The following is a 15496-nucleotide window of genomic DNA, read 5'->3' on the forward strand; positions in this document are numbered from 1 at the left end:
GTGACGGGCATGACGGGCCCGGCGGCGGACCCGCAGGGCGCGCCGGACGGCCGGGCCACCGGCACGACCGCCTCCGGCCCGGGCCCGGGCTCGGCCTCCCCGCGCTCGACCGCCGGGAAGCCGGGCTCCGGCCACCGCCTCACCCTGGTCACCGGTGACCGCGTCACCGTCGACGCCAAGGGGCGGGTCACCGGGTTCCGGCCCGCGAAGGGGCGCGAGCACATACCCGTGCGCACCCGCTCCTTCGACGGGCACACGCTGGTCCTGCCCTACGACGCGCAGCGGCTCATCCGCGCGGGCAAGGTGGACCAGCGCCTGTTCGACGTCACGGAGCTGAGCCGGAAGGCACACCGCGAGGCGCGGAAGAACGGCCTGAAGCTCATCGTCGGCTACCGGGGCACCGCGGCCCGCGACGCCCGCGCCGACGTGCGCGCGGCAGGTGACACGGCGGTGCGCCGCACCTTCACGTCCCTGAACGCGGACGCCGTGACGACGCCGGAGCGGGACGCGGCCGCGCTGTGGAAGGCGCTCACCGACGAGCGAGGCACCACGGCCGCCGGGGTCGGTCGGCTGTGGCTGGACGGCATCCGGCGGGTGAGCCTGGACAAGTCCGTCAAGCAGGTCGGCGTGCCGAAGGCGTGGGAGGCCGGGTACGACGGCAAGGGCGTCAGGATCGCCGTCCTGGACACCGGCGTCGACGCCACCCACCCCGATCTGAAGGAGCAGGTCGTCGGGGCGAAGAACTTCACGCCGTCGCCGGACGCCGATGACCGGTACGGGCACGGCACCCACGTGGCGTCGATCGCGGCGGGCACCGGCGCCAAGAACCCGGCGTACAAGGGCGTCGCGCCCGGCGCCAAGGTCCTCAGCGGCAAGGTCCTCGGCGACGACGGCCGGGGCAGCGACTCGGGGATCATCGCGGGCATCGACTGGGCCGCCGCGCAGGGCGCCGACGTGGTGAACATGAGCCTCGGCGGCGGTGACACCCCGGGTGTCGACCCGGTGGAGGCCGCGATCAACAAGGTCTCCGCCGAGAAGGGCATCCTGTTCGCGGTCGCGGCGGGCAACGCCGGCGATCCGGGCTCCCTGAACTCCCCGGGCAGCGCGGACGCGGCGCTGACCGTGGGCGCGGTCGACGACAACGACAAGCTGGCGCCCTTCTCCAGCCAGGGCCCGCGCGTCGGCGACGGCGCGATCAAGCCGGACGTGACCGCGCCCGGCGTCGGCATCACCGCGGCCGCCGCCCCCGGCAGCGAGATCGAGAAGGAGGTCGGCCAGAAGCCCGAGGGCTATCTGACGATCTCCGGTACGTCGATGGCCACCCCGCACGCCGCGGGCGCCGCCGCCCTCCTCAAGCAGCAGCACCCCGACTGGAAGCAGCCGGAACTGAAAGGCGCGCTGACCGCGTCCACCAAGGCCGGCACGTACACGGCGTTCCAGCAGGGTTCGGGCCGCATCGCCGTGGACCGGGCCATCAAGCAGACGGTGATCGCCGACCCGGTGTCCCTCAACTACGGCACCCAGCTGTGGCCGCACACCGACGACAAGCCCGTCACCAAGAAGGTGACGTACAAGAACCTCGGCACGAAGGACGTCACCCTCGACCTGACCGTGTCGGCCCTCGACCCCAAGGGGCGTCCGGCGCCCACTGGGTTCTTCACGCTCGGTGCGAAGAAGGTCACCGTCCCGGCGGGCGGCACGGCCTCCGTCGACCTCACGGCCGACACGCGCCTCGGCGGCACGGTCGACGGCTCCTACTCCGCGTACATCGTGGCGAACGGCGGCGGCCAGAGCGTGCGCACGGCCGCGGCGGTCGACCGCGAGGTCGAGTCGTACGACGTGACGCTGAAGTCGATCGGCCGTGACGGGCGGCCCACGCCGCACCACGAGACGATGCTGTCGGCGATCACCGGCGCCGGCACCGGCACGAACCTCTTCCCGCACGACCCGTCCGGCACTGTCACGGTGCGCGTGACCAAGGGGAGTTACCTCCTGGACTCCGCGGTCTACGTCGATCCGCAGAACGGGGACAAGGGCATCGACTGGCTGGTCCGGCCCGAGCTGACCGTCGACAGGAAGCTGACGGTCACGCTCGACGCCCGCAAGGCCAGGCCGGTCGACATCACCGTCCCGGACCGCGGTGCGAAGCTCGCCTTCATGGACGCCCGCTACACCTACCAGGGCTACGAGATGGGCGCCCTGCGCGTCAGCGCCTTCCAGAACATGCGCACCGCCCACCTCGGCCCCGCCGTGCCCGACGGCCTCGGCCAGCAGTGGCTCGGCACCTGGCGCAAGGGCGCCGACACCGCGTACGAGATGTTCCTCGGCGGCGAGGTGACCAAGCTCGCCACCGGCTTCGTCAAGCACCTCAAGCCCACTGACTTCGCGACCGTGAAGGTGAGGATGGGTGCGTCGTCGGCGAACAAGAAGGGCATCCTGAGCGCGGCGGGCTATCTCCCGGATGTGGGCGGCATCTCCATGGTCCCGCCGGTGCAGAAGCTGCCGCGCACCAAGACGCTGCATCTGTCGGCGCTCGGCAAGGTGACGTGGGGTCTCAACTTCGAGCAGTACGGAGGCGTCGACGAAGAGGGCAACCCGCTCGTCGACGCCTACTACTGGTTCAAGGAGCCGCGCGCCTACAAGGCGGGGCGCAGCTATCAGGAGTCGTTCGGCGTCGGCGTGTTCGGCCCGCGTGTCGGTGCGGGTGAGGGCGTGTTCCGGGACGGCTCGAAGCTGTACGGGGACCTGCCGCTGTTCGCCGACGGGAAGGGCAATGCCGGCTGGACGGACCTCACGTCGGTGAAGACGGAGCTGTACCGCGACGGCAGGAAGGTCGGCGCGAACGAGGACCCGCTCTCCGGCGAGGACGGAGCCTTCGACGTTCCGGACGCGGACGCCGCATACCGGCTGACCACCTCCGTGAAGCGCTCGGCGGCCCTCTCGGCGGCCTCCACGCGTGTCGACGCGAGCTGGACGTTCCGCTCCGAGCGGGGCGGACCGAAGCAACTGCCCGTGTCCACCGCCCGGTTCGCTCCCCGGCTCGACCTGACCAGCCGGGCGCCCGCGGGCCGGACGCAGCGGATGCCGGTGACCGTGCAGGGCGCGGCGGCCGGGGCGAACCTGAAGTCGCTTCATGTGTGGGCCAGTTACGACTCGGGACGCACCTGGAAGGAGCTCAAGGTCACCGATGGCCGCGTCACGGTGAAGAACCCCGCCGCGGGCAAGGGCATCTCGTTCCGCGCCAAGATCACCGACAGGAAGGGCAACGAGTCGACCTTGTCGGTCCTGCACGCGTACTACGGCACGTAGCACCCAGGGTGTTCGAGGGGGCCGCGCTGGTGCGCGGGGTGCGGTACGAACGGTGAGACACCGTGGCGTGTTCCGTGCGGTGCGCCGGTCCCCCTCGGACACCCGGCCCTGTACCCCCCCACGCGCCCCGCCACCGGGGCGTGTGGGGCACGCGGCATGCGCGGTACGGGGTGCCAATGGCCGGAATGGCAACTGGGCAAGGCCCCCGCCTGGTGACACTTTTAGGCCCCTCGACCGTGCGGACTCAGCCATGTGACGGCTGCGCGGCGCCATGCCCGGGCGCGCGTCGGGGAGACCATCCAGGGGGTTAGGCATGCGCATGATCTACAGGGACCGGGGTCCGTCGCCGCTCGAACCCGAGAAGCCCGGCGCCGCCGGGGAACGGGACTCGACGTTCGGCTGGTGGGGCGCGTTCAGCATCGAGAAGTTCGCCGACGCGTCGCCGCTGTTCTACACCCACGAGGACGCCACCGGCTGGCTGGCGTACCTCCAGCAGTTCTACGACCGGAACTTCTGGTTCGCCGACGGGGGCGTCCAGGTCTGGGCGTACGAGGAGACCTACGACAACTGGCAGGACCGCTACGGGATGGACGCGGTGTGCGCCGTGTACCACTCGGGCCACGGCGACATGGACGGCAACGGCGTGTTCTACGCGCCGCTCGGTGCCGCCTGGGACGGGCGCACCACGGCGACCTCCCACCGGATGGCGCTCGGCAACGAGAAGTGCCGCTACATCTTCTGGTCGACCTGCTTCTCGCTGCGGGTCCTCGCCGGGCACTCCCCGATCCGCACCTGGGCCGGGCCGAACCTCGGCTTCCGGATGCTCTTCGGCTTCGAGACCACCAGCATCGACCACCCGGACTACGGCAGGAAGTTCTGGGACAAGTGGCGGTCCGGGCAGACGTACTGCGACGCCTGGCTGAACGCGAGCTGGGACATCCACAAGAACCAGGCCCCGTCCGTGTGCGCGGTCGGCGCCACCCAGGCCGAGGCCGTGAACCGCCTCAACACGGAGCGGAACTTCTACCGCGACGCCGTGTCGGACAACTGGTACGCGTGGCGCTGGTACAACGCACGGGAGGCGTCGCTCTCCGAGCAGCTGACCACGCTGCCCGAGGGCACCCAGACCGTCGAGCTCGCGCCGCGCGACCCGAGCGCCGAGCTGGCCCGGGCGGGGCAGATCGCGTCGTTCCCGAGCGCGGCCCTCGAAGAGGTGGAGGTCGACCGCCAGGGCGTGCTCAGCGCAGGCTCCGGCGACCGCGTCGTCTCCACGGGCCCGCTCGCGGTGCGCTGGGTGCGCCTTGCCGAGCCCAACACGCGCAACACCACGCCGCTGCCCACCGAGCCGGCGATCGACCGGGCCCGCGCCTTCGCCGAGGAGCACGCCGACGGCGCCGAGCTGATCCTCGACAGCGTGCACGACCTGATGCAGAACTCCGGCACCAAGGACGGCTCGGAGATCGGCACCGACACCACGATCGCGACCCACGTCACGTTCCGGCAGGCCTTCGACGGCGTCTCCGTCATCACGCCGGACCGCGGCCTGATCCGGGTCGCTCTCGACAACGACGGCACGGTCGTGCAGGCGCAGCTGTCCACCCGGGCGGTCGCGAGCGCCCGGCGTGAGCCGAGCAGCCAGGTCGCGCCGCCGCAGGCCGGGGGCGGCGGGGCGGCCGCTGCCCCCGCGCCCAGGGACCCGGACGAGGCGCTGGCCGCCGCGCAGGAGCGGCTGCTCGCGGAGCTGGCGGTCCGCGGCGCCGAGCCCGGCGCCGACTACCCCTCGGCCGTGGCGCGGGAGCAGCGGCCCGAGGTCAGGGACGTGCCGGGCACGTTCCAGGTGGGCTACGAGATCGAGGGCAACGAGGCCTACCCGGCCGCCCGCAAGCTGATCGAAATCGGCCCTGAGGACGGCGTCAGGACGCAGCGCTGGGTGATGGCCCCGCTGGCACGGTAACGGCCGGGGAGGCGCTCACCGGACGGCGGTCCGCTTCTTGCGGGCCGCCATCCACGCGTACACGAGGACACCCGCGAAGAGGAACAGCACGCCCTGGTAGACGGCCGCGTACCCGGCGCCCGCGACCAGCCACATCGAGAAGCCGAACGCGAGCGCGGCGAGCACCGCGTCGCGCGCCAGGCGGCCCCGGTGCACGCGTTCGCCCTGCCCGGAGGCGAGGAAGTAGATCTGTGCGGCGGTGGCGAGGAGGTACGGCACGGTGGCGGTGAACGTGGTGACGAGCACGAGGACTTCGAAGACGCCCGCAGGACCGGCCGTGTAGTTGTAGACCGTGAGCAGCGAGGCGAGGACGACGGTGACCAGGACACCCACGGTCGGCACACCGCGCCGCTTGCGCGCGAACGCGCTCGGGAAGAGCCCGTCGCGCGCGGCGGCGTACGGCGCCTGCGCGCTCAGGAGCGTCCACCCGTTGAGGGCCCCGACCATCGACACGAGCGCGGCCAGCGCCACGGCCGTGCCGCCCCAGGAGCCGCCGAACATGGCGTTCACGGCGTCCGAGAACGGCGCGGTCGAGGCCACGAGCTTGTCGTGCGCGACCGTCCCGAACACGGCGAGGGTGCCGAGCAGGTAGACGAGGGCGGCGCCGAGGGTGCCGAGGACGGTGGCGCGCCCGACGTTGCGCCGGGGGTCGCGCACCTCGCCCGCGCTGACGGCGGCGGACTCCACGCCCAGGTACGAGAAGAGCAGGATCGCGGCGGACGCGGACACCGCCCCGACGGGGCTCTCGTCGCCCGCCCGGAACGGCCCGAGGTTCGCGCTGTCGAAGAAGAAGAGACCGCCGAAGGCGACGAGCAGCAGCGGCAGGAACTTCAGGACGGTGGCGACGAGCTGGACGGCACCGACGTAGCGGGTCCCCGCGAAGTTGGCGAGCGCGGGCAGGAGTTGCAGCGTCAGCGCGGCGAGGCAGGCGGTCCACTTGTGGTCCGCCACCGGTATCAGCACGTCGAGATAGCCGACGGCGGCGACGGCGAGCGCCGCGTTCGACACCCACGTCGTGATCCAGTACGACCAGGCGGCGAGGAACCCCGCGAAGTCACCGAACGCGGCACGCGCGTACACGTACGGACCGCCGGTGCGCGGGTCACGGCTCGCGAGCCGCCCGAAGACCAGCGCCAGACAGATCGCGCCCACTGTGAGCACGGCGAACGCGACGAGACTGATGGTGCCGAAGGGCGCGACGGAGGCGGGCAGCAGGAAGATGCCGCCGCCGATGATGTTCCCCATGACGAGGCAGGTGGCGACGGGAAGCCCGAAGCGGCGGGCGTGCTTGTCTCTCTCTGCCGGAAGTTCCCCGAGGTCAGGGGCCGGAGCCGACGGGGAAACGGTTCCGGTGTCGTGCATGGGGTGGTGCGCCTCTCGTTGTGCCGTGCGCCCGGGATCGCCGGGGGCCCGCCCATGGTCGGGCACGGCACACGCTGCGCAAAATCAAGAAGTTTTGTCCTGTACGGCGTGGTCGGCGGCCGGAAAAGCTGTGGGAGGGCCGCCTTGCGGAAGGCAATCGTCCGCGGCGCCGGTGGAGGCGGTGACCGCGGGATCGGAGGCGGTGACGGGGCCGACGTCGGGACCGACGACGATCTCCGCCGTGCCCACCGTGCTCGTCGCGCCCGCCGTGCTCGTCGCGCACTCCGCGCTCTTCATCTGCCCCCCGTGCCCGCACTCCTCCTCCCGCCACCGCCGCAGTACGGCGTGCACGGCCTCCGCGCCGACGAGTTCACCGCCGTCCGGGACGGGTGGGGACAGCGCGAGCGGGGACAGCAGGAACGGGCGGGACTGGGCACCGCCGAGCCCGCCGTGGGAGCCGATCTGCTCCTCGAAGGCGAGCACTTCGCCGTCCTCGGGGTCGTACCAGGAGTTGACCATGATGTCCGCGGTGTGCGGGAAGGAGTCGGTGCGGCGCACGGCGTCGGCGGCGCCGGGCCCGAAGTCGTCGAGCGGGCCGGGGCCGTCCGGATCCTCGTCGAGACGCGTCTCGGCGCCGCGCGCCCCGAGGACGAGCGGTCCGTGCTCGGCGCTGCGGACGAGCAGGAAGCCGACGCCGGGGTGGTTGGCGAGGGTCGGCAGGAGCGCCGGGTGGCGCCGGTCGATCTCCTCGCGGGTCATGCGGTGGGGCACGTCGGGGAACGAGACCAGGCCGAGGTTGCCGGAGGCCAGGACGATCGGCTCGGCGCGGCGGCCGGGCCGGTGCTCGTCCGTGCCCTCCTCGACGGGACGGCGCAGCGCGGCCCGCACCGCCGAACGGGCCTCGGCACCGCTGTGCGTACGCCGCGCCCTGCGGGGCACCGGCAGCCCGCACCCGGCCCGCACCAGGTCGGCCAGGGACAGGCCGTAGCGGGCGCGGAAGGTCTCGCCGGGGCTCTGGCCGTGGTCGGAGAGCAGCACGATGCGGTAGCGGCGGGGGGCGTGGTCGGCGACCTGCTCGATGAGGGCGAGGGAGCGGTCCAGGCGGCGCAGGACCCGCTCGGCGTCGCCGCTGGTGGGGCCCGAGTGGTGGGCGACCTCGTCGTAGGCGACGAGGTCGGCGTAGACGGCGGCGCGTCCGGCGAGCATGTCGCCGATGACGGCGGCCACGACCACGTCGCGCTCGACGACGGTCGCGAAGGCCCTGATGAAGGGGTAGAGCCCGCCGCGGCTCACGCGGGGGCGGCGCTTGCGGAGCCGGGCCCGGGTGGACTCGCCGATCTCGCGGCCGACCTCGGCGACGAAGGAGAGGGCCGTACGGACGGCGTTGGCGGGGTCGGAGAAGTAGGCGAAGTACCCGGCGCGGGAGCGGTTGCGCTTGCCGCGCCGCGCGGCCATCGACAGGACCAGGGCGAGTTGGTCGGCGCCCCCGCTGAACAGGTTGCCGCGGCTCGCCCCGTCGTCGGCGAGGAGCCCCGGATCACCGGTCCGGGCGACGGCGCGACGCTGCAGCTCCACCGCCGACGCGGGCCGGTTGGACACCATGACCTCGCCGGTGTCCTTCTCGTACCAGCGGAAGGCGGGGACGTCGAAGTTGCTGCCGTGCAGGATGGCGAGCTGACTGGCCCCGGTCTGGCTGGACCAGTCGGTGCGCCAGGGGGTGAGGCGGTGGGTGGGGGGCGGCCCGGTCTCGGCGCCGGCCCCGGGCCCCGTTCCGGCCACCGCGCCGGTCCCGGTCGCACGCGCGGGGGCGGTCGTGGGCCCGGTCGCGCCGAGCCAGCGGGCGACGGTGGGCATGAGGCCCTTGCTGACGGCTTCGCGGAGGACGTCGTGGCCGACGCCGTCGAGCTGGAGGAAGAGGATGCCGGGGGTGCTCGGGCCCTGGGCGGCGGTGGCGCGGCGGCGTCTTCGGTCGGCGAGGCGGTACAGGCGCCGGCGGTAGGCGTCGTCGTCGCGGACCGCGAGGGCGCCGCCGGTCGCGGAGGCGACGGCCGACATCACGGCGGCGACGACCACGGCGGTCTCGGCGTTGGCGTCGCCGCGGCCGTCGGGGATGAGGCGCAGGGCGAGCAGGAGCAGCGACCCGTTGAGGAAGAAGTTGAGCAGGCCGAGGACCAGGGCGGGGACGAGGAGCAGCGCGCGCACCAGGAGCGGCCACACCAGCGCCGACAGGAGGCCGAAGGCGCCCGCGCCCAGGGCGGCGGTGATCGCGATGCGGGTGGCGCTGTCGCCGTCGTCCGACTGGAGCTTGAAGTCCGGCAGGATGCCGGCGAGCACGAGCATCGTGACCGTGCTCACCGCCCACACGGCGATCACGCGCCACAGTGCGCGTCCCACTGCCCGCCATCGACCATCGCGCACTGCGTCCGCCCACCTCACATGCTCTGACCCTGCCCCCAGCGTGTCACAGGCCGCGTGGCCCGACCGGACGTCCTCGCCCCGGGCCGACGCCTCGGCCACGCCGGCCCGCGCCTCTCCGCGCGCAGGCGGGGCCCGGGGAGCGAGGGCCGGGGGGCCGGTGCGGGCCCAGGGGCCCGGGTCAGCAGCCGTCGTATCCCGCCGTGGGCATCGACAGCCTCCGGTGCACCCGCGCCTTCATCCCCGAGTCGTACGCCGGCTCCGCGAACCCGGCGGTCTCGATCCGCACACCGCGCCGCGCGCACTCCGCGGTGAACTCGTCGGCGGACCGCAGGGCCAGTTCGAGCACGCGGCGGCAGGGGACGACGAACAGGTCGACGAGTCCGGCGTCGACGTCGTTCCAGAGGACGGCGTGGTCGGCGCGCAGCCCGCGCACGACGAGCTCACGGGTCACCACATATCCCTGGGCAGCGGCCCACTTCGCGCACATGGCGTGCTGGCTGCGCGAGTCCACGAGGAAGGGGTCGGCGTCCAGTTCCTCCAGGGGCGTCAGGCTGGCGATCGCCGCGACCCGCACCGCGCGGGCGGCGCTCCCCCCGCCGGCATCTCCCATGGCGTCCCCCTCACCTCTGGCGTCAGCCGTCGACACTACTCCTGGCCGTAGGCTCGGAGACAGTCACACGAAGGAGGAACGGGTGCGTGCCGACGTCACGGTCACCTGGTGGGGCCATGCCACGTGCACGGTGGAGGACTCGGGCATCCGTGTGCTGACCGATCCGCTGTTCGTGCGCCGGCTTGCGCACTTGCGCCGCCGCAGGGGCGCGCTCCCGCCCGCGCGTGCGGCCGTCGCCGATGTCGTGCTGCTGTCGCATCTGCACGCCGACCATCTGCACGTGCCGTCCCTGGCGCGCCTGGCGCCGGGTACGCGCGTCCTGGTCCCGCGCGGCGCCCCCCGCTCCGTGCCGGGCCTGCGCAAGCTGTCCCACCTGCGGTTCACGGAGGTCGTGCCGGGCGACGAGATCCCCGTGGGGGGCAGCGGCGGCGTCGCCGTGCGCGTCGTCCCCGCCCTCCACGACGGCCGCCGCCTCCCCCTCGGCCCCCACCGGTCCCCCGCCCTCGGCTACGTCGTCGAGGGCCGCGCCCGTACCTACTTCGCCGGGGACACCGGCCTGTTCGACGCGATGGCCGAGGAGGTGGGGCCCGTCGACGTGGCGCTGCTTCCCGTGGGCGGCTGGGGCCCCTACCTCGGGCACGGCCATCTGGACCCGGCCCGCGCCGCCGAGGCCCTGGCACGGCTCGCGCCGCGCAGCGCGGTGCCGGTGCACTACGGCACGTACTGGCCGATCGGCATGGACGCGGTGCGGCCGCACGAATTCCACGGTCCGGGGGACGAGTTCGTGCGCCAGGCCGCCCGCCGCGCGCCGGGCGTGGCCGTGCACCGGCTGGGGCACGGCGAGTCCGTGCGGCCGGAGGTCGCCCGATGATGCTCGCCGCCGCGGCGACGGTGACGCCGGAGTCCACCCAGCAGGCGGTGGGCTATCCCTCGCTGTTCCTGCTGGTGGTCCTCGGCGCGCTGGTGCCGGTGGTGCCGACGGGCGCGTTGGTGAGTTCGGCGGCGGTGGTGGCCTTCCACCAGACCGACACGTCGCCGTTCGCGCTGCTCATCGTGTTCGGGGTGGCGTCGCTCGCGGCGTTCGCCGGGGACATGGGCCTGTACTGGCTCGGGCAGCGCGGCATGCGGTCGAAGAACGGCTCGCGCTGGCTGGAGGCCATCCGGGACCGGGCCCCGGAGGAGCGGCTCGTCCGGGCCCAGGACAAGCTCCAGGACCACGGCGTCCTGGTGCTCGTCCTGTCGCGCCTGGTCCCGGCGGGCCGCCTCCCGGTGATGCTGGCCTGCCTCCTCGCGAAGCTGCCGCTGCGCCGGTTCGCCCGCGGCAACCTCCCGGCCTGTCTGGCCTGGGCGGTGACGTACCAGCTCATCGGCATCCTCGGCGGCTCCCTGTTCGAGGAGCCCTGGCAGGGCGTGGTCCTCGCCGTCGGCCTCACGGTCGTCATCAGCCTCGCCCCGACGGTGTGGCGCCGCCTGCGCAGGGCCCGCTCGACGGCCCGCTGAACGCGGCGGCCGGCCTCAGCCGGTGAGCACCCGGGACCCGCCCACCGGCAGATCCCACAGGTCCCCCCGCTCCCGCCCGGCCGCCGCCCAGGCGTCCCGCACCCGCACCAGCGGCTCCAGGACCGGCTCGGCCGACAGCAGGAACGTGCCCCAGTGCATGGGCGCCATCCGCCGCGCCCCCACGTCGAGCGCGGCCCGCACCGCCTCCTCCGGGTCGCAGTGCACGTCCCGCAGCCACCAGCGCGGCTCGTACGCCCCGATGGGAAGGAGCGCCAGGTCGATCCCGGGGTAGCGCTCCCCGATCCGCCCGAACCAGTGGCCGTAGCCCGTGTCCCCGGCGAAGTACACCCGCTGCCCGTCCATGTCGGTGAGCACCCAGCCGCCCCACAGGCTCCGGCAGGTGTCCCGCAGTCCGCGCTTGGACCAGTGGTGCGCCGGTACGAAGTCGAAGCGGACCCCGCCGAGTCGGGCACCCTCCCACCAGTCGAGTTCGACGACGCGGGTGAACCGGCGGCGCGTGAACCAGCGGGCGAGGCCCGCGGGTACGAGGACGGGGGTGTCGCGCGGGAGCCTGCGGAGGGTGGGGGCGTCCAGGTGGTCGTAGTGGTTGTGGCTGATGACCACGGCGTCGACGCGGGGCAGTGCGGTCCAGGGGACGCCGACGGGTGTGACGCGGGCGGGGGTGCCGAGGATCCTGCGGGACCAGACGGGGTCGGTGAGGACGGTGAGCCCGCCGACGCGCAGCACCCAGCTGGCGTGCCCGGCCCAGGTCACCGCGACCGTGCGGGAGTCGACGCGGGGCAGCGGGCCCGGCGCGTACGGCAGCCGCGGGATGTCGGCGAGCGCGGCGGGCGGCGGCCTGAGCACTCCCTCGCGGGCGAACCGGGCGAAGGCCCGCAGCCCGGGCAGCGGCGCGGTGAGCCGGTCGGCGAAGGACTTGGGCCACAGCCGGACGGTGCCGGGGGTGCGGAGCGGGACGGCCCGGGGCGCGGGCGCGGCACCCTCGCCCGGCGCTTCCCCCACGCCCCGCGCCTCCTCCGCGGGCTCCGCCCCGGTCCCGCCTCCCCCGCCTCCCCCCTCCGGGGCCGCACGGGCCCGCCGCGCCGGCTGCGTCTGCTCTGCCTGTTCGCTGTCCTGTGGCTGCTGCCGCGTCTGCTGCGTCACCGAGGAGGCTCCCATCGCTGTGCTTCGGCACGGAGGTCGTCGAAGGCCGCTTCGAACAAGGTCAACGCCCTTTCCACGTGGGGTAGTTCCAGGGGGTCGGGGGCGGCGAGCGCGGCCATCCGCTCCCCCGGGTCCGTGCCGAGGAACGGCCCCGTGGACAGGCGGACGCGCAAGGCGGCGATGTCGTCGCCGAAGCGGTGGCCGCCGGGGGCGGGCATGGCGAGGTGTGCGCCCAGGAAGTCCTCGAGCTCCTGCGCGTCGGTCACACCGCGCGCGGCCAGGTCGGACCGCAGCGGCCCGAGGTCGGCGTACAGGTGCCGCCCCGCTCGCGGTGGCCGCGCGAAGCCGCCCGCCGCGACCACCGCCTCCCGGAGCGCCGCGGCGACGCGGGCGTGCAGCCGGGTCGCCGCGCTCAGGCGGGCGGTGATCTCGTCGGGTTCCCCCAGGGCGTACGCGGCCGCCGCGGCGACCGGCGCGGCCGGGGACGCGCCGAGCGCGGTGAGGACGTCCAGGACACGGGCGCGCAGGGCCGCCGCCGGGCCGCCCGCGGGGAACCGGGCGACGGCCGCGGGCAGGGCGGGCGGCAGGAAGGCGCCGGACAGGTCGCAGACGACGGTGACCCGTTCGGGGGCCATCTCGGCGGGGCCGACCAGGACGGTCTCGTGCGGGCGGTGCAGGGTGTCGCGCCAGGTCTCGTCGCTGACGATGTGCAGGCCCTCGCCCGCCGCCGCCTCCACGGCCTCGTGCACGACCTCCGGCGGCGGCACCGTGGCTGTCGGGTCGTCGGCGACCGACATCACGAGCAGACGCGGCGAGCCGCCCTCGGCGCGGACGCGGCGGACGGTTTCGAGGAGGGCGTACGGATCGGGGACGCCGCCGCACTCGGCGGGCGTCGCCACGTGGTACACCGACCGGCCGAGGAGGCGTACCTGGGGCTCCCACCAGGCGGCGCACGGGCGCGGCAGGAGGACGTCGCCGCCGACGGCCGCGGTGAGCGCGAGCAGCAGCGGCGCGGCACCGGGCGCGGCGGCGACGTGGTCGCGCTCGGCGGGCAGGCCGCGCCGGGTCCAGTAGCCGCAGGCCGCGTCGAGCAGCGCCGGGTCGCCGCCGGGCGGCTGGGCGTGCGAGCGGCCCGCGGCGGACGCGAGGACGGCGGTGAGCTCCGCGAGGACCGGGAGCCCGGGCTCCGGCAGCGGCGGGCCGTACCGGACGCGGCCGCGACCCTCGTGGTCCGTCCGCCGCATGGGTACCTCCGAGCGCTGCCGTCACCTCTCGTGTGCCGTCGGGTGTCTGCGTACCCACGGCGGCGCCGCTCCACCTTCCGGTGGTCGGCCACTTGACCAGACCGGCGGTCAGCGGGCGGACGCCCGGTCGCGGCGCAGCCGGTGCACGGCGGCGCCCAGGGCCCCGCTGACCAGCAGGCCGCCCGCGGCGAGTGCGGCCGGGGAGTCGGTGAAGCCGCCGTCACGCCCGGCGTGGACGCCGTGGGCGGCGGGGGCCGTATGGGTGGGGTGGTGAGTGGGCCGGTGGGTGGGGGTGTGGGCGGTACGGGTGACGGTGAACGTCGCCTTCCACCGGCCGTCGTCGTGGCAGGCGCCGTCCACGGCCCACTGCGACTCGGGGCCCACGGCGTTCGGGCCGACGCCCTCGAAGGACGCGGCCGCGGCGATGCGGGCCGTGCCCCGGTAGGCGACCCCGGCACCGTCCCCGTTCTCGGCGTCGTCCCTCATCCCGGTCTCGTCGCCCGTCGCCGTGCCCGGGTCCGCCCCCGTGCCCGGATCGGCTCCCGTGCCCGCGCCCGCCCCGGGGTCGTCCTCCTCGCCGGGCACGGTCCCGAGGTCGGGCTCGATGCCGGTGTCCGGGCCCGGGTCCAGGCCGGACTCGCTGTCGGGGGCGAGTCCCTGCGGGTCGGTGGGGCCGTACGGATCGCCCTGCTGGTGCTGCCGTTCGTCCGGGAGCCCCTGGCCGCCCGGCACGCGCTGGAGCTGGACGCTGCCCTGCTCGAAGGCCTGCGAGCTCGCGGTCATGGTCTGCGGGGGCGCTCCGCCGGTGTCCGGACAGTACACGGAGACGGTGATCTGTTCGCCGGGGGCGAGCTGCTTCGGGGTGACGTCGGCGGTGGCGTCTCCCGCGTACGCGGACGGGGCGGCGGCGAGGGTGCAGAAGGCGGCGGTGGTGAGGGTCAGGGCGAGGTGCGGGACGGAAGTGCGCATGAGGTCATTCGAGCGTGGGGGTGCGGCATCCGCGCGGTGTGGCCTCCGGCCGGGTGACCGGGTCCGCGCCCCGCGCCTCACTCGACGAGGGCCGTCAGCTCGGCCTCAAGGCCCCTGCCCCGCGTCTCCACCAGCGCCGCCGCCACTTCGGCGAGTTTCCGGTTGGACTGCTGGGAGATGCGGCGCAGAAGGGTGAAGGCGCGGTCGGAGTCGCAGGTCACGATGTGCATGATGATGCCGCACGCCTGATCGACGACGGGGCGGGTGCGCAGTGCCTCGCCCAGGTGGTCCAGTTCCGTGAGCGCGGCGCGGTAGTGGCGGTCGCGGACCAGGCCCGCCGCCGCGAGGTCGCCGAGCGCCTGCGCGGGGCCGCAGCCCGCGTCGTCCAGGGTCCAGGGGCGGAAGCTGAACAGGCTGAGGGTGAGGGTGAGCCCGGAGCGCTTGAAGGGCAGCGTGATGCTCGCACGGACCCCGGAGTCCAGGGCGAGCGCGCGGTACTCCGGCCAGCGGTCGTCGTGCAGCAGGTCCCCCGCGTCCACCGGCGCGCCCCGCTCCTGGGCCGTGGGGATCGGCCCGTCGCCGGAGCGCAGCTGCGCCGAGACGAGGCCGGACAGGTCGGGGTGGGTGACGGCGGCCGGCTGCACCTGGCCGCCCTCCGTGACGGTCGCGCCCGCGCCGCAGCACTCGGTGGTGCAGCGCAGCGCCTGTTCGGCCAGTTCCGAGAGCCTGCGGGCCGGCAGGGCGGCTTCCGGCCCGTCCGTTCCGAGCAGCACCGGCATGCTGACACACCTCCTCGTCGTCTCCTCTTGTCCTCCGAAACTGCGTGAAGTCGCGTGCAGTCGCGGCTGCGCTTCCGGGGTTCCGGGGTTCCGTGTTTCCAGGGGCCGGGGTTCCGTGTTTCCGTGGTTTCCAGGTTCCGGTCACATC

The 15496-nt window shown here is 74.4% G+C and carries 11 protein-coding genes; 4 read left to right on the forward strand and 7 right to left on the reverse strand.

The window, feature by feature from the left end; translation table 11 throughout:
* Positions 1 to 9 precede the first annotated feature (9 nt).
* Complete coding sequence (locus QUY26_RS06685) at positions 10 to 3309, forward strand: S8 family peptidase (RefSeq protein ID WP_289955531.1); 3300 nt, start codon at positions 10 to 12, stop codon at positions 3307 to 3309.
* A gap of 313 nt (positions 3310 to 3622) precedes the next feature.
* Positions 3623 to 5263, forward strand: a complete 1641-nt coding sequence (locus QUY26_RS06690) for a DUF6345 domain-containing protein (protein ID WP_289944194.1) — start codon at positions 3623 to 3625, stop codon at positions 5261 to 5263.
* A 15-nt stretch (positions 5264 to 5278) separates the two neighbouring features.
* Here QUY26_RS06690 and QUY26_RS06695 read toward each other — a convergent pair whose 3' ends face one another.
* The 3 genes from QUY26_RS06695 to QUY26_RS06705 all read right to left on the reverse strand — a co-directional run bounded on the left by QUY26_RS06695 (position 5279) and on the right by QUY26_RS06705 (position 9692).
* Positions 5279 to 6664, reverse strand: a complete 1386-nt coding sequence (locus QUY26_RS06695) for an amino acid permease (protein ID WP_289944195.1) — start codon at positions 6662 to 6664, stop codon at positions 5279 to 5281.
* 84 nt (positions 6665 to 6748) lie between these two features.
* Entirely contained in the window at positions 6749 to 9004 is a 2256-nt protein-coding gene (locus QUY26_RS06700; protein ID WP_436840492.1) for an alkaline phosphatase family protein, read from the reverse strand.
* Between the two features lie 256 nt (positions 9005 to 9260).
* A complete protein-coding gene (locus QUY26_RS06705; protein WP_289944197.1) occupies positions 9261 to 9692 on the reverse strand; it encodes a hypothetical protein in 432 nt (143 codons plus the stop codon).
* An 82-nt stretch (positions 9693 to 9774) separates the two neighbouring features.
* Here QUY26_RS06705 and QUY26_RS06710 point away from each other — a divergent pair, with 82 nt between their 5' ends.
* Positions 9775 to 10563 carry an MBL fold metallo-hydrolase gene (locus QUY26_RS06710; protein WP_289944198.1) on the forward strand — a complete coding sequence of 263 codons (789 nt, stop codon included), beginning with the start codon at positions 9775 to 9777 and terminating at the stop codon, positions 10561 to 10563.
* Entirely contained in the window at positions 10563 to 11192 is a 630-nt protein-coding gene (locus QUY26_RS06715) for a DedA family protein (RefSeq protein ID WP_289955533.1), read from the forward strand. The genes QUY26_RS06710 and QUY26_RS06715 overlap by 1 nt, the downstream gene beginning before the upstream one ends.
* A 15-nt stretch (positions 11193 to 11207) precedes the next feature.
* On the opposite strand, the gene QUY26_RS06720 is transcribed toward QUY26_RS06715, so the two are convergent.
* The 4 genes from QUY26_RS06720 to QUY26_RS06735 all read right to left on the reverse strand — a co-directional run bounded on the left by QUY26_RS06720 (position 11208) and on the right by QUY26_RS06735 (position 15348).
* The gene (locus QUY26_RS06720; protein ID WP_289944199.1) at positions 11208 to 12371 is read right to left on the reverse strand and encodes an MBL fold metallo-hydrolase; all 1164 of its coding nucleotides are present in this window, start codon (positions 12369 to 12371) and stop codon (positions 11208 to 11210) included.
* On the reverse strand, positions 12353 to 13600 hold the full coding sequence (locus tag QUY26_RS06725; RefSeq protein WP_289944200.1) for an aminotransferase class I/II-fold pyridoxal phosphate-dependent enzyme: 1248 nt from the start codon (positions 13598 to 13600) through the stop codon (positions 12353 to 12355). The genes QUY26_RS06720 and QUY26_RS06725 overlap by 19 nt, the downstream gene beginning before the upstream one ends.
* Before the next feature lie 108 nt (positions 13601 to 13708).
* Positions 13709 to 14569, reverse strand: coding sequence for a hypothetical protein (locus QUY26_RS06730; RefSeq protein ID WP_289944201.1), 861 nt, complete (start codon positions 14567 to 14569; stop codon positions 13709 to 13711).
* Between the two features lie 77 nt (positions 14570 to 14646).
* On the reverse strand, positions 14647 to 15348 hold the full coding sequence (locus tag QUY26_RS06735; protein WP_289944202.1) for an ANTAR domain-containing response regulator: 702 nt from the start codon (positions 15346 to 15348) through the stop codon (positions 14647 to 14649).
* Positions 15349 to 15496: the final 148 nt, after the last annotated feature.

The organism is Streptomyces flavofungini, from assembly GCF_030388665.1.
GTDB lineage: Bacteria > Actinomycetota > Actinomycetes > Streptomycetales > Streptomycetaceae > Streptomyces > Streptomyces flavofungini_A.